The following is a 19,367-nucleotide window of genomic DNA, read 5'->3' as shown; positions in this document are numbered from 1 at the left end:
ACTTACTGCCACTTCTCCCTTGCTCCCCTGCTCCCCTGCGATCGCATCTTCAAAATCAGATCATTCGTACTCATCACGTATAATGGTCAAACCTAAAGCTTTGTAGGCACTCAGCATATTATTAGATACCGTGGGTGCTGTTACTAGGTAAGTCAGGGCATGAATAGACTCCACTAGATAAGGAGCAGCGGTGTCTAATTTTTCTGCTGTCACTAATCCTACTACCTCAGCCGATCCAGCAATCATCGCTCGTTTGACGTGGGCTTCGTCTAGGTTAGGTACACTAATCCCAACCTCTGGATGTAAACTGCAAACTCCCAACATGCACAAATCTGCACGAATCATCCGCAATGTCTCAATTGTGACACTTCCGACATTCACCAAGGCTTTTTTATAAAGTTGTCCACCTAACATCACAACTTCTATATGGGGATGTTCTGCTAAAGCAACTGCTATTGGTGGACTATTTGTGATCACTGTTGCGTGCAAATCTAGAGGCAAATGACGGCTTACTTGGAGAGTTGTTGTACCTCCGTCTAAAATCACCACCTGTCCCGTACAAACTAATTTTGCTGCTGTCCGAGCGATCGCTTCCTTTTCTTTTGGCGCTTGCTTTTGGCGATCGGCATAACTAGCGGTGGCTGGAGATTTGAGGAGCGCTCCCCCATGAACGCGTTGCAATAGTCCCGTTTCTGCCAGTTCTCGCAAGTCCCGCCGAATCGTATCCTCAGAAACTTTGAGAACAGCACTAAGTTCTGTCGAAAGTACCTTTTTATCACGACGCAGAATTTCTAAGATGAATTGTCGTCGTTCAGCAGTTAGCATAATTAATTTTCCTGAAATTGCGTTTTTGGGCTTGAAATTGCGTGTTTGTGAGTTTATACTTATTGATATGCAAGTTTTTGTACGTTAATCCGTAACTTCAATTGAATTCAAGCACATTCATGCACAATTGAATTTATTGATTTTGGCATTTGATGAAATCACACGTTTCCACATGGTTCCGAGTGGTTGGCTTGAGATTGGATAATTGTTGCCCAATGGGGGTTTTAACAATTTTTTTTAACGTGAGTTCGATGAACCTCTCCCTCCCAGCCTCCCTCTCCGAAACGGAAAGGGAGGAGAAACGAAAAATTAAGCTTTTTGCTCCCCTCTCCGCGTCGGAGAGGGGCTGGGGGAGAGGTCAAATAAGACTTGTCGAACTCACGTTTTTTTAGTGCGATCGCGCCTTCTGCTTGTTCAAATTGTTTTTTATTCAATCAATAAACCATGACTATTATTAATACCCAATTTCCAATCGATCTCGGTGCTTACCAATTTTTAGCGCTCAATCCCGCAAATTCCAGCCTTACCGCCCAACAGCGAGAGGCTCTCAAAGCGAATATTCAACTCTGCCGGGATGCGATCGTCTTTTTTACGGCGACTGGCGCTGCTAGTGGAGTCGGCGGTCATACTGGTGGGCCATACGATACAGTGCCAGAGGTAATGATTCTCGATGCTTTTTTTCGGGGAGCATCAGAGCAATTTGTGCCGATTTTCTTTGATGAAGCAGGACATCGAGTCGCCACCCAATATTTAATGGCAACGTTGCATGGTGACTTACCTGCCGAGCAACTTTTACGTTATCGCCAAGCACATTCCCATTTACCAGGACACCCCGAACTAGGGCTAACTCCTGGTGTAAAATTTAGCTCTGGCCGCCTGGGCCATGTTTGGCCTTACATCAATGGTGTGGCAATGGCGAATCCAGGCAAGGCTGTTTTCTGTCTCGGTTCTGATGGATCGCAGCAAGAAGGAAACGATGCTGAAGCTGCTCGCTTGGCGGTTGCTCAACATCTCAACGTCAAGCTGATAATTGATGATAATGATGTAACGATCGCTGGACATCCTTCTAAATATTTACCTGGTTTCACTGTCGCCAAAACCTTAGAAGGCCACGGGTTAAAAGTACTTCAAGGAGACGGAGAAGACTTAGACGATTTATACCATCGCATTTGTGAAGCCGTGAATACTCCCGGAGCGATCGCTATTATCAATAAACGCCCGATGTGTCCTGGTATTGAAGGTTTAGAAGGTTCCACTCATGGTCATGATGTCATTTCTGTAGATTTAGCACTTAAATATCTAGAATCTCGTGGACAAACTGCGGCTGTCGAATACCTTAAAAGTATTGAGAAACCCAAGCAAACATATACATTTCTGGGTTCCAGTGACAAATGGGGCGCTAACCGCAATGTATTTGGTGAAGCCGTGGTGGGTGTCCTCAGTCGCATGAGTGAGGCGGAGCGTAAAGAAAAAGTCAAGGTCATTGATAGTGACTTAGAAGGCTCCTGCGGTTTGAAGAAAATTCACGATACATACCCAGAAATATTTATTCCTTCCGGCATCATGGAACGGAGCAATTTCTCTGCTGCGGCTGGATTCGGGATGGAGAAAGGTAAGCAAGGTATTTTTGCGACTTTCAGCGCCTTCTTAGAAATGTGTATCTCAGAAATCACGATGGCACGGCTGAACTATTCCAATGTTCTGTGCCACTTTTCTCATGCGGGTATAGATGACATGGCAGATAACACCTGCCACTTTGGTTTGAACAATATGTTTGCCGACAATGGCTTGGATGATGGCTACCAAACACAGTTGTACTTCCCAGCAGATGTTAATCAAATGACAGCTTGTGTAGAAGCTGTATTCTTTGAGCCTGGACTGCGGTTTATTTTCTCCACCCGTTCTAAAGTGCCCAACATTAAGGACAGCAACGGCAATGACTTTTTTGGAAATGGTTACAAATTTGTTCCCGGTAAAGATGAAGTTATAAGAGAAGGGACGCAAGGCTACATCATCAGTTTTGGTGATGCTCTCTACCGTTCTCTAGATGCTGTAGAACGTCTGAAGCAAGAAGGGTTGGATGTTGGTTTGATTAACAAAGCAACTTTAAACACCATTGATGAAGAAATAATTACCAAAGTTGGTAACGCTCCTTTTGTGCTTGTAGTAGAAGCCTTCAACCGTCGGACAGGCTTAGGTAGTCGTTTTGGTTCTTGGCTACTAGAGCGGGGATTGACTCCCAAATATGCCCACCTTGGAACTCATAAAGAAGGTTGCGGCGGTTTGTGGGAACAGTACCCATATCAAGGTATCGATCCAGTGAGCATCATCAACAAGGTGAAGGAGTTAGTTGGAAAAAGGTAATTCATTTATTAGGGCATAGCGCATAGCAAATGGGGCATTGGTTCGATTTCCCATGCCCCATGTCGTTCAGGAGTGCTGAGTACGAGCGATCTGATCAAGGAAGATGCGATCGCTGGGGACTGGGGATTAGCGAGACAAGGAGGACAAAGGAGACAAGGGGGAATTATTGAATCAATCTTTCCCTTCTTGTCTTTTCATCACTAACAGGCATAACCTTCAGAATGTCAAAAAAGTCAAATCAATTTTATCGTCAAGTTAATTAATATAATCCAGGCGTGACTAGCATCTCCTTCGCTTCAGAATTATTATCATTCTTGGAAGAGGGTTAAATTACAATTAGTACCAGTTTCTTATAATTAATCAAAGTTTTGTATAAACATAGTCTTCTGTAAAGGTCTGGGGCAGATCGCATGTACCGTCTGTTGAATATACGTTAATTCTGATAAGATTTGGCACACTAAGAACAGTCAGTGTAGTATACAGCTTTGTCTGACAACCAGTTGAAAGATTGGTACGACTTATAACAGCGTCAGCAGTGCGATTATCAAAGAACACACTACTGATTGTGTGAATAAAAGCAGGGGCATTGGTTATGGTACCCCCTAAAGTGCAACCGTTCTGGGAGAAATTCCAAACAAGACCATCTGCTCTTTTCCAATAACCGCTGACATTGGGGCAAGTTTGTCCAGCGATTGCAGATTCTTGGATGGGAGGAAAATAGCCCAAGAGCAAACTGGAACTAACAATAAGCAAACCAAAAATTTTTTTCATGGAGATTAGTTGTTCTAATGGTGTTAGCACTCTGGCGGGGAGACAATACAGGGCGACCACATCATGTCAATAAGGCTATTTCATTCTCAATATGTATTTGGATAGTTTTTGGTTGAGCGATATATACTTTTTTGGTATCGAAAAACAAATCAAACAAAATAGATTCCAGCATTTGATAGTAGATTATCATTCATATTTATTTGCAAAAGAAAAATAGAAGTTTACATAATTTTTTATATGGTTAAATTTAACTGAAGCATAAGTTAAATTTAAATTAGAAGAACAGAAAGCTGAAATTATTGAAAGAGTGCAAACTTTTCTTTCTGTGTTTGAGGGTGTCGGTTAACAAATTCTAAGGCATAACCTCTTGCCGGCTCCCCTGCTCCCCTGTTCAAAACGGCGGCGATCGCTACATTTGCCAGTGGTTGCAGAAAATAGCCTAGAAGCCCTTTAGGATCTGGACTTTAGACTAAAAGCACACGACCGCAACACGGTCGTGGGCGTATAAAACTCAGGTACAAAAAATCAAGGATGCCTGCGGTTAAAACTAGCATCTCAGTCGCGGAAGATGAGAGAAGCACTACCAACTCACATCTACGACTAAATCTGCTTAGTTTAGCTGTTTTCATATTTTCTAGTTTAAATTTATTTAACCTAGCATCGTTGGGTCATTTTTCATGCTTTAGTCTAAAGTCCAGTTCCCTTGTCTTCCCCCTCTTCCTTGTCTCCCTTGTCTCTTCTCCATGCCCCATGCCCAATTCCCTATTTTTATTTAGTTTTGGGTAAAGGTTGACCAAACTCAATTACCTGGGGTTCGGGATCGTCGGAGATTGTTGGAACTGGAAATTCCGACATCCCGAAAGGAGGAATGTTATTTAAATTGCCGGGTTGATTTGGGAAAGAAGGAGGGGGAAGACTCAAAGCAGGTTGTTGAGAGGATGTATTTGAAGTTAAAGGAGGCACGGTGACAAAAGGCTGCCCTGAGTTAGTAGTAATTGTTGAGGGCAGTTCATTGGATGGAGGCGGAACTGTGAGTAAGGGGGATTGTGGGTTAGTAGTTACGGGTAGGTTACTAGGCGGCTTTTGGAGTGTTTGAGGTTGTTTCTTGGCTGAAGGTGCTGACTTTCCTGGTTTTACAGCAGTAGTTTTACCAGAAATAACCGGACGTAATACCCAGCGAGTGGAATTTTTTCGGGAAACGGGTTGCAGTTGTACCTTTGTGGGATTAAAAACAGCCCCTGCTGCTAAATCTAAGACAATACGTGTATCGTTTGCGTTGAGTTGAGAAATGCGAATGCTTTTGATTGCTCCAGAATAATTTTGTTGCGTGGTAACTTTGCCCAACTTAGTATTCGGTAAATCTACAACCAAACGAGAGGGTTGAGCTAAATAGAAATAACGAGGGGTTGTGGCTGCTGAGAGAGTGATTTCGAGTTGCTGTGTCTTGGGAGAAAAACGCCAATTATTTAGCTTTGCCCCTGGTGTAGCAGCAGTAGTGAAAGTTTCGAGGGCGATCGCTGCATAAAAACTTAATATACTGATGCTAAATAACTGCTTGCCCCATTGATGAAATTGCTTAGTCTTTAGTCCCTGATCCATTCTGTTTATTTGCTCCATAAAACCCATACAATGCACTTACATTGCTGTTTACTTCGCGCTTCCAATCCTGTAGAAGCGATGAATCGCGTCTCTACCAATCCCCCAATTCAATTAGCTTTTTGAGGCACAGCAGTAAATTTCAGAGTTTGTGGAATACCATTTAGGGTTAATTGACCTGTCATGTTACCTTTATCCACAAGTTGCATTTGAATTGTGACTGAGGTTAGAGGATCATTTTGGGGGCGAGGAATATTACAAAAGATTGATTTACCAACTTTTCCAGATAAGTTTAATTGTTGATTTCTGAAGATGCCTGCCAGAGAGTGCTTTTCGTCAGTGTCGGCGTTAGTGTTTGCCGATAATACAAAGGCATTTAAGTAAATACCTGACTGCTCAATGTTTAACGTCAGAGTATCCGATTTTTCACAGTTAGGCAAATTCTCCGCTAGGGTTAGACGATAGCGACCGTTAACCGGCAAAGGAGCCTTGAGATTGTTTTCTCCGTAAACACTGACAGTTTTAAACAACAGTAGCACTGAAGTTATTGCTACTCCGTAAAAAGCTAAAGATTTCAAGTTGAAATGATTCATATTCTCAACTCCTCAGTGTTGGCTCTTGACTGCTAACATCAGGAAGCATAGAAGCCAGATGAGCGGTGACTTGACTGTAACGGCGAGCAATCAGCAGGGAAGAAGAACATTCAATGGCTAGTTGATCTGTATATCTTCCTAATGTTTGACGCTCGATACCCCAAGTGCGGCTAGTACCTGCAATTGTTAGGTCTACATTTTTTGAGGCTTCGACTACAGCTTGGATTGGATCTGGAGCTTGGACAATTTTGATTTCGATGCGATCGCGTACACTACTGGGTAATTGCTCCATCATCGTATTTAACTCGTAACTCAATTCATCTTTGAGGTGATTTTCGGGTACAACCTGCAAAACCTGTAATATAGAAGTTTCACGGTTAATTAGCAGTCTCAGAGCTAGTGTTAATGCCAAATCATCATGAATATTTGCCGAATAAGGCACTAACAAGCTTTCTAATTGCTCACTTCCCCTATCCACAAACACTGCAACATCGACTGGCGCAGTAGTGAGCATTTGACCAACTCTTCCACCTAAGCGGTTGCTACTAAAAGCTGGGCGATGCCATCCCACAAGAATTAAATCAACTTGTTTGAGTGCGGCAATCTGTGCAGTTTCCCGTGCAACATTACTAGATATGCGAATAATGGGATGCACATGAGAGCGTGTTTCTACTGGTTCGAGAGTATTAATCAATTCTTCTAGCTGCTGGCGGCGCTGGGCAATTAATCGGTCTGCTTCAACTGGCGTACTTTCAAAGGCATAATCTTCTTCAAATTCAATGAGGCTCAGAGGGTTAACAACGGCGGGATATCGGGAGTTGAGGGCAATGTTTGCTGCTAACTGTACCAAGCCTTTTTGGGTACTCGGATTCGCCACTGGCACCAAAATTCGGTAGGGACGAATAAAAGTTTCGGCATCAGTAGCGCTGGTAGCCGTTTGTGCGTCTAACTCCGGTTCCACCACATCTAACCTGATCAGTCTCTTCGGATATGTCCATTCCAGCAGTGGCGAGGTCATGAAGGTAGTTACCAATGCCATAATTACCAGCATGGTAAATATTAAGGGAGAAATTACTCCTAACTCTAAACCAATGTTTAGCACTATCAGTTCGGTTAAACCGCGCGTATTCATTAACCAACCGAGTGCTGAGGCTTCCCGTTTACTAACGCCACTGACACGCGCTGCTACATAAGTACCAACATACTTACCTGCGATCGCCACAGCTAAAACCAACCCACATAAAAGCCACAATTCGGGACGGTTGAGCAAGCCAATCTGGGTTCGTAAGCCACTGTAGGCAAAAAATATAGGTAGCAAGAATATGAGGACAAAATCTTCCGTTTTTATTGCCAATTCTCGGACTAAATCTTCATTTTTGGGCATGGCTGCTCCCAGCAAAAATGCTCCAAAAATTAAGTGAATCCCAATTAGTTCGGTGATTAACGCCGATGCAACTACTGCCATATAAATCCCAGCTAGCAGTAATTGGCTGAGTCTTCCCGCACGGAGATAGTGTTTGGCAAGGCGTTGCAGGAACCAACGACCTGCTGTCAACATCAAGCCGATGTAAACTATACTGGCGATAATTGTGGGTACAGCACCAGCAAAGTCACCAGTTCGCGCAACTGCGATCGCTACTGCCAAAAGACACCAAGCTGTCACATCATCCACTGCTGCACAAGTTAACGCCAACGTTCCTAAACGCGTTCCTTGTAAATTGTTTTCAGTAATGATTCGTGCCAACACTGGGAAGGCAGTAATCGACATCGCCGCCCCTAAAAATAAAGCAAAGGCAGTGAATGATACACTTGCATTAGAAACTAGGGGATAAAGGATCACCGCTAGCAATGTTCCTAGAGAAAACGGCACCAAAATGCTGACATGAGAAGTTAAAACTGCTACTTCTAATTGGCCGCCGAGGTATTTGGGATTTAGTTCTAACCCAATCAGAAACATGAAAAATATTAGTCCCACCTGAGACAAAACATTGAGAAAAGGAAAAGTTTCTGGTGGAAACAAGCTAACTGCTAGATGGGGAGCAACTAAACCAAATAAAGATGGGCCGAGCATAATTCCGGCGACAATCTCACCAATTACTAGCGGTTGCTTAATAGAACGGAATCCTAGCCCTACGAGCCGTGAAAGTCCAATAACAATCAGCACTTCAACCAGAACGAGAATAACTATGTGCATGGTTTCCTCAAAATTAACTATCTGGTTTCCCTAAGATAATTCTTTAAAAGACTAGAAAATGTCAAGCTTGTTAAATACAACCAAGAGTAATTTGTGCTTCGTTGTTATATGAATTATTGTTACGATGCAGTTGCAGTCGTGAAACATAAATTTTGATGATTTTAGGAGCTACATCTTAAATAACCGAGAGGCTCAGATCCCCGACTTCTTGAAGAAGTCGGGGATCTTTTTGTTCATAACTTATTTAGGATTGCTATAGCCAAAGTCAAAACAGAGAATTTTACCCAATTACTAGGTAATTAATTTTATATTTAACTTGCTTAAGTAGAAGATTTCTCATAGCTTGTACCGTGCAATAAAAAGGCAATCAGTGGTGATGCCATCAGAGTAGTAATGACTGCCATAATAACCATTATAGTGAATAAAGTTGTGGTAATTATACCTTGTTCCAGACCAATATTGAGGATGATTAACTCCATCAAACCACGAGCATTCATCAGAGCGCCAATAGTTGCAGATTCGCGCCAATTTTCCCCCGCTAATTTTGCAGCCAACATACAAGCAACACCTTTACCGAGAATTGCGATCGCAATAATTAATAGCGTCACTCCCCACAAAATAGGTGTGTTTACCAATCCAATTTGAGTGTTTAATCCAGAGAAGACAAAAAAGATCGGTAACAAAAAAGAAGTAGTTAAAAATTCCGTATATTGGCGAATTTGTTGAGCGAATTCTCCCCGTGGTGTCACTGCTCCCAACACAAAAGCCCCGAATATTGCATAGATACCTGTAACATCGGTAAACCATGCACAAAACATCAAAATTATCAACATTAAAGTCAGGGTTTGTCTGTTCACACCTTCGCGTTTTGTCATGCGTGTGAACGCTTTCAGTAGAGGTTGACCGAGAAAAATCGCAAATAGCACATAGCAAATGCCACCACCAATTGCTAATATGGCAATGCTTAAAGAATTTTTCACGCTAGCCAGCACAATCGCCAATAAACACCAAGCAACTGCATCATCTACTGATGCTGCACCTAAAGCCAAAGTACCGAAGCGAGTTTGTGCAAGACCGCGTTCGTAGAGAATACGAGCTAACATTGGAAAAGCCGTAATTGTCATTGATGCACCCAGATACAAAGCAGCTGACCAAGGCATAACTTTTGGTTGAAAAAAATCGCCATTGTGATAAAACCAAAAAGATGCGATCGCTCCTAAAATAAAGGGAGTGATAATTCCAGCCGCAGATAACAAACTTGCACTTTTGATATGATGTTTTAAGAGTTTGGTGTTAAACTCTAAACCAATCAAAAACATATAAATTGCCAACCCAATCTGGCTGATAGCATATAAAATCGACATCGATGGATTGGGTATCTTGAGTCCGACAGCAGTAATGATGGGAAGCTTAGGAAATAGCCATTGCTGAAAATCTGGTGCAATCAATCCTAGAAGTGATGGGCCTAGCATTACACCTGCGATCATTTCGCAAACAACATCGGTTTGACCAAGATAGCGGCGTCCTATAATCGTGACAATGCGACAAGTTGCTAAAATAACTGTGAGTTGCAGAAATAGCTGAATAACCAGATCAAAATTTGACATTGCACTTCCTTAATTTACGTCTCTGCATTGAAGAATCTCTCCAGACTCTAAAGTTTGTCCTGTTTTACTCATATATGACTACTACATCAGCACAAATGCCAATTTTGTAAACATAAGATAGCTGTTTGTAACTTGATGAGATACAACAGGCAATGCGTTGCTTTGTTTCCAAAGTCATCTTATTCTTAAGAACGCACACAACTGTACGTCAATACAACATATTGCATCCAAACTAAAACCGCCATATATGATTTTTTATGATTTGTTAATTTGCGATTTATAACCTTTTTCATCTATTTGAGGCACAATCGACTATAAGAGGATGTCTGAAAAGTTCTTTTATATACATCTAACCCTTGGAGATCCCCCTAAATCCCCCTTAAAAAGGGGGACTTTAAGACTCTTATTCCCCCCTTTTTTAAGGGGGGTTAGGGGGGATCTATAAATATTTGATACTTCTCAGACATACTCTAAAGACGTACATTTGTGCGTCCCTAACCTACAGTTGAATTACCTGAAAATTGCTATTATTTTTAATTAAACTAGTTTCTGAGAATTTTAAATTTTACAACCACTCCCCACCCCGAAAACGCCAACGAAGGAAGATAATTCGCATCAAGCTTTGGGAACTAATAAAAACTGCTAGCCACACGATGCTATAGTGCAATAAAAAAGCTCCTGGTGACAATTCTTCTTTCGGTAAAGGTATTGGCAAGAAGCCAAATAGTTTGACTCCACAGAACACAAACACCAATTCCCATATACCAGCTAAGAGTTGATAAGCTGCGGGCCAATCTCTATCCCAACGGGATTTTTGTAGATAGTCATAAAGTACATCCCAACCTAAGCCAAAGATGGCGACATAAGCAAGTATCCAAAAATAAACCGAATTAGCACCAGGGCCAATCCAACCCATGCCAAATGGCAAAGATACAAGTACGCCGATAGTTGCCAGTAATAATAATCGAGTTTGCCAGCGACCAAATAAAGTTGGTGTCATAGGAGTGCTGAGTTAGGAGTTAGGAGTTAGGAGTTAGGAGTTAGGAGTTATGAATAATATAGGGAAATTAGAGTTTTTATAGATAGATTTTGACTCGCTTCATTAAAAATTTAGGAAGATTGTGGTGCTTTTTGCGAGGATGGCAAATACGAGAATATCGGCTATCCCCAAAGCACCAACACATCTATATTATTTAGGATGGTTTAAGGTGATAATCAAATTTGGAATGGTAAGCTGCATTGGCAAAGTCCATTGTTCGCGTGGCGTCTGTCTGCGACACGCTGCGCGAACGTAGAGAAGGTATGGCATCCCAATTGATTACATCTTCTAACAAAGCTTGATAACCTAGTGTATTGGGATGGAGTCCATCTTCACTCAAGCGTTTGAGTCGCCAACTTTCACCGCGTTCCATCCATTGCTCAAAAATATCCAAATAGGGAATCTGCCTTTTGCTGCAAGCAATTCGAGTTGCTTCTTTGTAGCGGTACTGGTCGGCATGATTATAGTAAAAACAATCTAAGAATGGCATTTTGGCTTCATCCACTGGCACCATGCCCACGAATAACACAGGACAGAGTTGCTGTGCTAAATCTAGCAGAGACGCAATTTCCTTTTCAAACAATGTAAAATCTGTGTAACTTTTACCATCGGGACGCGCCAACCGGGCTGAGTCATTTACGCCTACGGATAAAATAATCAAATCAGGAACACGATTTCGCAGTTCACCCCGGTGGCGAAATTCAACTTCTAGCCTTTGTGCTACTTGTTGCGTGCGATCGCCTCTTACCCCTAAATTATAAAGAATATGACCGGCACTATCCGGCAACATCCACCATCGCCGTAGTTGCTCAATCCAGCCTCCTTTTTCTGGGTCGCCGAATCCATAAATTAAGCTGTCCCCCAGTGCGACAATCTTCATAGGCTGAAAGTGATTTGGTGGTACAGACAGCTGCATTGAGGAAGAAGCGAGAAATGTGTGCATTTAACAACTATATTTTATATCTTTACAAGATTCTATACATTTCTATACCATAGATGGCTATCTTTAGTGTTCAAGCATCGATGGAGTTTTTACTTGTTGATATAGTTTTAAGGTTAATATTGCCGCAGTTGATCCTCTGTACGATGGGCTACCGTACTTTAACAATCAGCATGAAAATTGAACCGCAGAGCCTTTGAGGACGCTGAAGAAGAGAAAAGAGCGAGATTCCCTCAGAATTTTCGCCTTTGTGTCATAAATTAAAATGGGCGAAAATTTGATTTTTGAGATGTCGGGAATTCTGCTGGGCAATTCCACGGGCATGATATACAGCAGAATTCAGGAGTCAGAATTCAGAATGGGCTACGCCCCGCTGCGCTAACAGAAGTAAAACAAGCTTTGTACCTGGCTTTGAGACTAGCTTATGTACTTCATCAACTTGAAATGCGCTGTTAGTCCTCATCTACAGACGGATAAGTAGTGCAGGTACATCAATCGCTAAAAGTAAACACTCACTTACCAATTGGTTTGTCAAAAAAGTTGACACAAGTAGTCAACTTGTAATACAGTATATTACAAGAGTAATGAGTTAAATTAAAAAGACTTCCTCGCCACTACAGTGGAAATACAATTACCATTTCTATGCAATTAGTTGATATTACGAGAAAAATTTTTCAAAACTTCCTATTTAACACAAAATAACTTAATTAACGCTGCATAACCGATAAATATGGTTTTTGACTATTTTAGAAGCAACGAAGGCACTCCTACAAATAATACTCGGCAAAGCTTAATTGCTTGCGGTTGGCGACCGTTTAATCGAGAGTTAGACTGGGGATTTTTATGGCAACTGTTGTACAGTGATTCCCGCGAATTAAGTCAAAAAAGTTTGAATTTAGCGAGTAATGTTGCTGATGTTTTAGGACGAAATAATTATGCTTGGTGGGCTAATTTATTAAGTGTGGTATCTGATAATACCCGTTACGAAGTTGAAAAGTTTTGGAATTACATCACACCAGATCCTCAATCACCAGATCATCGCTACAAAGATGTTTTGAGTACGGAAACACCTATTGTCCAATTTGTCAGTCGTAGTAATATTCCTATTGATTATGTTCTTAATCGACTGCAAGAAATTACTGTAATGCGAGTTTTAGGTGTATTGGGTAATCCTGATATTATTACCCAGTATTTCTCAGAGAGAGATTTTTACTTTCCTATAGATAAATTCGTTAGTTGGGAACGCTTAGACGTTATTAATACTGTTTATGCTTACTGGTCTAAATATGACGTTTGGTTGCAAATTGATCCCTACGATCGCGGGCGACGACAATATACTTTAATGGCGCAAAATCTTGCGCCACTAATTAACAAAGCAACTTACGACTTAGCAGTAATGTTGAGTGGATATCAAAGTCGGGTAGGCAAAGTTCATAGTCAATTTAACATTCGGACATTTCCCGCAGATATCCAAAACTTTACTGATTCTGTACAGCAAGCGATTTTAAATCAAAACCAGTTAGCAGTTGTTGTACATGGAGAACCGGGTACTGGCAAAACAGTCTGGACACAGGCAGTAGCAAAAGAAATTCTTGTGCCTTTAGGGTATGTAATTTTTATTTTAGATCATGATGCGATCGCTAATTTTGTCCCCCCGACTTACATAGAGCGTATTTGTATCGTTATTAACGAAGCTGATAATCTAGCGCAAAATCGTGCTTCGGAGGTAGCGCAATACAATAACAAAACCGAACACATTTTGAGCTTGCTGGATGGCACTTTGTATCAGAGTGTAATTGATGACTCTGGTATTCAGATGCAGCAACGGTTAGTTATTTTGATGACTTGTAATACTACTGAAAGATTAGATCCAGCCATGTTACGTAAAGGTAGGGTGGATTTAATGTATGAGTTTACACAATTATTTGTTTGACATTTTCACCGCCGTGTTCGCCGTTGGCGCAGCCTCTCGTAGAGAAGGGTACGCACGGTGATTCTGGAGTAATGAGTAATAAGTAATAAGTAAATACCCATTTTTCATGCACTCATTACTCATTACTTTAAAGCCGTGCTGGAAACACGGGGTTTTAAACCCATTTTTCTGATAAAATCTACTTTCACCACAGTTTCACCTGTTTTTGCGATACAAGTTGATGCTCTTTGCGCCAAGCTTGGGGAGGTAAACCGTGATGTTGGCGAAACTGGCGGGAGAAATGAGACACATCCTGATAGCCCAATGTTTTCGCTATCTTCTCGACTGTCTCATTATTATTTTGGAGTAAAAAACAAGCTTCTGCCATCCGGCGTTTGACAATCCAGCAGTTTACAGTCTCTCCACTTGTCTCCTTTACTCGGTTAGTTAAGTAAGCTGATGAGTAACCAACAGCAACAGCCACATCACACAAAGTAATTCCTTCATGATAATGGGCTTCGATAAAGTCGAAAACTTCTTTTAATTGCGGAATGCAGGGAAAGATTGACTGAGAAGAAATTTTGACTTCTTTATCAGAGACGACGGCAACACCGGAAGCGATCGCTGTAGTATCATCTGTAAATGCTGATGATTTTGGAGCTTTCTCGAATTTCATCGCACACCAGTACTGGAGATTAGCTTGCTTTTCCAAGCGAATAGCGATCGCTCTAAGCAATTCATCTAATGTCGAGGGTTTGGTAAGATAATCATCTGCTCCCAACTCCATAGCTTTGCGAACATCTGCTTTAGTATTACTGCCAGTCAGAAAAATGAAAGGAATAATTGCTGTCAGAGGATCTTGGCGTAGTGTATTTAAAACGCTATAACCATCCATATCAGGCATCGTGATATCGCAAATAACTAAGTCGGGTACATCCTTTTGTGCTTGTTGAATACCAACACGACCGTTTTGAGCGCCTATCATATCAAAACCTTTAGCTTCAAGACCCTTTAAATAAAGATTGCGGGTAACGCTATCATCTTCAATGACGAGAATTTTCTTTGACGATTCGTACATAATTTTCTATTACAATCAATTTTTGCAGAAGCTAATTACTAGACTATTTGGTGAGTATCTAAATAGGAATGAAATTAATTAACTCGTTCCGAGAGTTATGATTGTTAAGTTTTTAATTAACAACTATCTTCATTTAAACACTCATAACTCGGAACAGGTAAACTCTGATTTGATTAATGGCAGAATTACAGTAAACATAGTGCCAGCATCAACTTCACTTTCTACAGAAACTTGACCATGATGTAAATCTACAAGGGTTTTAAGAATCGATAGTCCTAGTCCAGTACCAGGTATACGATCGATATTACTACCACGGTAAAATGGCTCAAATATTCGCTGTTGATCTTCTACTAAAATCCCGATCCCTCTATCTTTGACTTGGAAAATTAATTTTTCATTTTGGCAAGATAGTTCTAAGCTAATTTCCTGATTTGAGGGAGAATACTTAATTGCGTTATCCAGTAAATTCTTCAAAATCGGCTCTAGTAATTTTTTATCTATATAGGCTGTTAAAGAGCTATCTTGACTTACAAAATTGATTGATTTTTGGCTAACAATCATCTGCATTTGTGCAACTAAATCCTGACAAAATTGAACTAATTCAAGCGGTTTTGGCTCAAAGTTTAATTTTGCTGATTCTGCTTTAGAGAAGAGCAAAATATCATCCAACATCAGACTCAGTTGTTCGGTAGCTTTTTGAATGTGATCGAGTAATGGCTGGATTTTCTTCTGTGTACGTTTGTCTACTTCTTCTTTAAGTAAACTATTAGAAAATGAAACAATATTCAATGGAGTTCGGAATTGATGGCAAACCATAGAAAGAAAACGCGCTCTAAGTTCGCTAAGTTGTTTGGCTTGTTCTAAAGCTTGGTTAAGACCTAATTCTGCATATTTGTAATCGGTAATATCGATACCTGCAATCAGTTCGACTGGGTTTCCCCCAAAATCCAGGCCTCCATCAAGCTTGGCAACTGCACAGGCTAGCCAGCGCTCCGTGCCTTTTTTTGTTAAAATATTCATCTCCTGGTATTCAAAATTACCAGCTTCATCCGGGTTACGTACTTGCCTGCGTTTTTTGCTCTTAATCAGTCGGCGAAGATCAAAACCTGTTAGTAGTTCTTCTTTTGTATAGCCAGTGAGTTGTTCTACTGCCGGATTTACATAGCAAAGCCGCGTACCTTGAATCAGAAAAGTGCCGGCATCTGTCGTTTCTGCTAAAGTCCGAAATCTAGTTGCGTTCAGACGTAATGCTTCTTCAGTCTGTTTCGATTCAGTAATGTCCCAAATACTCCACACTCTCCCAATAATTTTACCTTCAAGCAACTGAGGTTTAGAGTAATGTGCAAAAACTCTTCCATCTTTCAACTCCAGAATATCGTAGCTCTCGAAATCAGATTGGCTAGATACTTCCCAAATCAGCCGACTAAAGGTTTGTGGATCTTTAAGTTGGTTCTCAAAAAATGCTTTGCATCGAGGACATTTTTTAGATAATATTAGGGATTCCGGGATTTGCCACATATCCACAAATTTCTGATTCAAGCTTAGAATATCTCCCTCAAAGTTAACTGCAACAATACCAATGGCAGTAGACTCAAGAGTAGAACGAAGTAAACAAAGAGATGTTTCTAGTTCTACTTCTTTGGACTTGAGTTGAGAAAATTCTTGTTGCAAATTGTCTTTGGCATCTTTTAATTCATCAGTCCATTTTTGCACGCTCAATTCTACTATTTCATCAGTTTTTTCACGAGCAAAGGCACACCCAAATTCCATATCTTGGTGTTTTACATAGTTCATAGATATTTCTACCAGAAATATCCGACCTCCTTTTGTCCGATAGCGAGATTTAAAGGTAAGGGAACCCTGTGAGCTAATATCTGACCAATTATGCAGCGAAAAATCTACATCTATATCATGCAGCCGCATAGAAAGTAATTCCTCACGGGAATACTCAGTCATCAGACAAGTGGCATCGTTAACGTAAAGAAACTGCGCATTTGCTCCTAAACAGAAGGCAGCATCCACAGCGTGATTTATTAGAAAGTGAGCAAACTTCATCTCTATTTCTGGTTGTAGTGCCCATTGATTGTTTGATCTAGCTAGTGTATATTCGCCAGAATTCATATTCATACTTCCTCCTGGTAATCAATCAGCACCATGCCCATTAATGAGTTAATAGTCATAACTTACTAAAATCTTTGGTGTACTGTTCGGCTGTGAAAAAATAAAATTAGTTAGTATATTAAAAACATTACTAATTACCTTAACAAAACTTATCATACCAATAAAATGTAAATTGTTGAACCAAATATTCCTAAAAAAACTAAATATTTAAAAAAATCTTATTGACTTAAATAGCTTTTTATGGCAACACTAAATCTGGACAAATCAAATCTAGATTAGCCAATCAAGCTTATTAGATAAGAGTTCAAAACTCTTAATCTATAAGTAGAAAAGATATTTTCAATTTAAACTCGTTCTGCACCAGAACTAATTCATAGACATCTCCACAAATTAATTATGCGTTATCAATAACTCTTGTAGAGACGTAGTATTGCTACGTCTCTACAAGAGTTCATCAACCTAAAATTCCTGGGTTTCCACTGGGGAAAGGTTAAAGGATAAAAATTTTTATCCTTTAACATTTTCCGTACCAAGGACTTTGGCGAACTACTTGTGTAGAGTCGTTTGATTTTTAACATAAATGAATTTGCAGTGCTGAACCTGGCTTAAATAAATAAACTTCAACTCATTTTCTTAATTTATCTTAACTTACTCTCTCAGGGATTTAACTATAGAAGAATATGCTTAGTCATCCGTCGCAAGAAGTACATTTGTATTAATATTATGCTTGTATTTTTACGTATAGGATTGTGTTCGTTTTATCTTAAAGAAACACTGCATTCGTATACTAAATATAATATGTCCATTGTCTAAGTAGGTGGGTGGAATCAAACGTAGGATGGGTTAGCGATAGCATAACCCATGCTGATGTTGGGTTTCGTGCCTCAACCCAACCTACATAGGTCTACATAGGTCTTATATTTAATTATTACCGCCTACTTGTGTATTACAAAACACATTTTTTAAGATATTTACATACTTAATACTTTGTCATCCCTCAAAGGAACTATAAAAAGTTGAAAAATGATGTCTTTATCGTTACAAGTAATTGACTCAAAAAGTTTTTGCTGGCAATATAAAGACCGCTAAATCGCCTCGTACTTAAATTCGGATAAAAAGTTGTGTAAGTTTTAAAGCGAAAGAATTGACACCTACATCACAAGATTTCCTATTGTAAATCTATTAATGTACCGTTTGTGCGATGCCTACGGCGGGCTACGCCTACACAGAATATCAATCTTTCAGGTGACTAAGTTGCAAATGTCACAATTACAATTAAAGCGAAAGAATTGACACCTACACCAAAAGATTTTTCATTGTAAATTAGGTTTTTCTTGTAGTGGATAAGAACCTAATCAGGGGTTTATTAACTAGATCGGTGCTATTAAAGCTAGCTATATGAAGTTTTGTAAAGATTCTGAGACACGCTTAACTTCGGGTTAATTGCTAGTTTATATATCTTTACACCATTTAGTTTTTTCCCGCTAATCTACTTAAATACTGTAATCACCACCATAGAAGCGAAAAATTTGACACCCCCATCAAAAGATTTTTGATTGCACGACAATCTTCATCTCCTTTATTCTGGTGACAAGAAGCACAGCCTCAACTGTTGTATGCTTTCGGTAAAAATTTTTTGGTACTGCGCTCACAAGCATTAATCAGCAGCGATCAGCCATTTCTATTCTTGACAAAGCTAGATCATAGCTGTGAGAAACAACAGAGTTGTTTGTATTAAATATTTCTAGCGCTGTGATTGTAAACTAAAAAGCCTTTGTGTAACTTTCTGTAATTACGTGAAACTAATGAGTCAAAATTATACTGGTTCAAACTCTCCTCTCATCACCACTGAGCCATACAAAGAACTTCCAGAGAACAGATATGTAGAATCTGTGTCTGACTCCCGTCAGCTTGATGCATTAGAGAAGAATGGGGGAATTCAGCCTTTTTTAAACGATAATATTGCTCCAACGCTCTCAGTTGCCGATGCGATCGCTCAAATGTTGGAAAATTTGGGAGTAGGCTACGCTTTTGGTGTCGCTGGTGGTGCAATGGCCAGCCTTTGGGGTGCATTATCCAATAGCAGTATAGAGGTGTTGAACTTCCGCCATGAAGCCGGAGCCGCATTTGCAGCCACCGAAGCTTACTTTGCGAATAATCGCCCCACTGTAGTTTTTACCACAGCAGGGCCGGGGATCACCAACGCTCTGACCGGATTGTTCGCGGCTCGTGGTGAAGGTGCAAAGGTAATTTTGTTGTCAGCTTGCACCTCAGGGACTTCCAGGGAATAAACTATTCCATTAACAAGAATAATAATCATTTTAAGG

At 40.4% G+C, this 19,367-nt stretch carries 12 protein-coding genes and 1 pseudogene; 3 read left to right on the top strand and 10 right to left on the bottom strand.

Going from position 1 to position 19,367, the window contains the following annotated elements; genetic code table 11:
• Window positions 1-60: 60 nt before the first annotated feature.
• Window positions 61-825, bottom strand: coding sequence for a DeoR/GlpR family DNA-binding transcription regulator (locus tag RMX69_RS18100; protein ID WP_322638281.1), 765 nt, complete (start codon window positions 823-825; stop codon window positions 61-63).
• Window positions 826-1,269: 444 nt separating this feature from the next.
• On the opposite strand from RMX69_RS18100, the gene RMX69_RS18095 reads away from it, so the two are divergent.
• Window positions 1,270-3,189 carry a transketolase C-terminal domain-containing protein gene (locus tag RMX69_RS18095; protein ID WP_322638280.1) on the top strand — a complete coding sequence of 640 codons (1,920 nt, stop codon included), beginning with the start codon at window positions 1,270-1,272 and terminating at the stop codon, window positions 3,187-3,189.
• Between the two features lie 360 nt (window positions 3,190-3,549).
• Here the strand turns inward: RMX69_RS18095 and RMX69_RS18090 are convergent, their stop codons facing one another.
• The 7 genes from RMX69_RS18090 to RMX69_RS18060 all read right to left on the bottom strand — a co-directional run bounded on the left by RMX69_RS18090 (window position 3,550) and on the right by RMX69_RS18060 (window position 11,932).
• On the bottom strand, window positions 3,550-3,960 hold the full coding sequence (locus tag RMX69_RS18090) for a hypothetical protein (RefSeq protein WP_322638279.1): 411 nt from the start codon (window positions 3,958-3,960) through the stop codon (window positions 3,550-3,552).
• 768 nt (window positions 3,961-4,728) lie between these two features.
• A complete protein-coding gene (locus RMX69_RS18085) occupies window positions 4,729-5,559 on the bottom strand; it encodes an AMIN domain-containing protein (RefSeq protein ID WP_322638278.1) in 831 nt (276 codons plus the stop codon).
• A 107-nt stretch (window positions 5,560-5,666) separates the two neighbouring features.
• Window positions 5,667-6,149, bottom strand: coding sequence for a hypothetical protein (locus RMX69_RS18080; protein ID WP_322638277.1), 483 nt, complete (start codon window positions 6,147-6,149; stop codon window positions 5,667-5,669).
• A gap of 4 nt (window positions 6,150-6,153) precedes the next feature.
• Complete coding sequence (locus RMX69_RS18075; RefSeq protein WP_322638276.1) at window positions 6,154-8,343, bottom strand: cation:proton antiporter; 2,190 nt, start codon at window positions 8,341-8,343, stop codon at window positions 6,154-6,156.
• Window positions 8,344-8,663: 320 nt separating this feature from the next.
• Window positions 8,664-9,950, bottom strand: coding sequence for a cation:proton antiporter (locus RMX69_RS18070; protein ID WP_322638275.1), 1,287 nt, complete (start codon window positions 9,948-9,950; stop codon window positions 8,664-8,666).
• A 565-nt stretch (window positions 9,951-10,515) separates the two neighbouring features.
• Window positions 10,516-10,950: a hypothetical protein gene (locus tag RMX69_RS18065; protein WP_289799620.1), complete on the bottom strand. Its 435-nt coding sequence runs from the start codon at window positions 10,948-10,950 to the stop codon at window positions 10,516-10,518.
• Window positions 10,951-11,143: 193 nt separating this feature from the next.
• Window positions 11,144-11,932, bottom strand: a complete 789-nt coding sequence (locus tag RMX69_RS18060; RefSeq protein ID WP_180277622.1) for a GDSL-type esterase/lipase family protein — start codon at window positions 11,930-11,932, stop codon at window positions 11,144-11,146.
• Window positions 11,933-12,659: 727 nt separating this feature from the next.
• Between RMX69_RS18060 and RMX69_RS18055 the strand changes: the two genes are divergently transcribed.
• Window positions 12,660-13,862 (top strand): AAA family ATPase, encoded by a 1,203-nt coding sequence (locus RMX69_RS18055; RefSeq protein WP_289799622.1) that lies wholly within the window; start codon window positions 12,660-12,662, stop codon window positions 13,860-13,862.
• 184 nt (window positions 13,863-14,046) lie between these two features.
• On the opposite strand, the gene RMX69_RS18050 is transcribed toward RMX69_RS18055, so the two are convergent.
• Entirely contained in the window at window positions 14,047-14,919 is an 873-nt protein-coding gene (locus RMX69_RS18050) for a response regulator (protein ID WP_289799623.1), read from the bottom strand.
• A gap of 141 nt (window positions 14,920-15,060) precedes the next feature.
• Entirely contained in the window at window positions 15,061-17,040 is a 1,980-nt protein-coding gene (locus RMX69_RS18045; RefSeq protein ID WP_322638334.1) for a scytonemin biosynthesis sensor histidine kinase, read from the bottom strand.
• Window positions 17,041-18,845: 1,805 nt separating this feature from the next.
• On the opposite strand from RMX69_RS18045, the pseudogene RMX69_RS18040 reads away from it, so the two are divergent.
• A pseudogene (locus RMX69_RS18040) lies at window positions 18,846-19,325 on the top strand (thiamine pyrophosphate-binding protein); the annotation flags it as partial.
• Between the last annotated feature and the right edge of the window lie 42 nt (window positions 19,326-19,367).

The organism is Nostoc sp. EspVER01 (assembly GCF_034530635.1).
Lineage (GTDB): Bacteria > Cyanobacteriota > Cyanobacteriia > Cyanobacteriales > Nostocaceae > Nostoc.
Note: the sequence above shows the minus strand (reverse complement) of the source record. Positions and strands in the feature narration are given on the sequence as shown.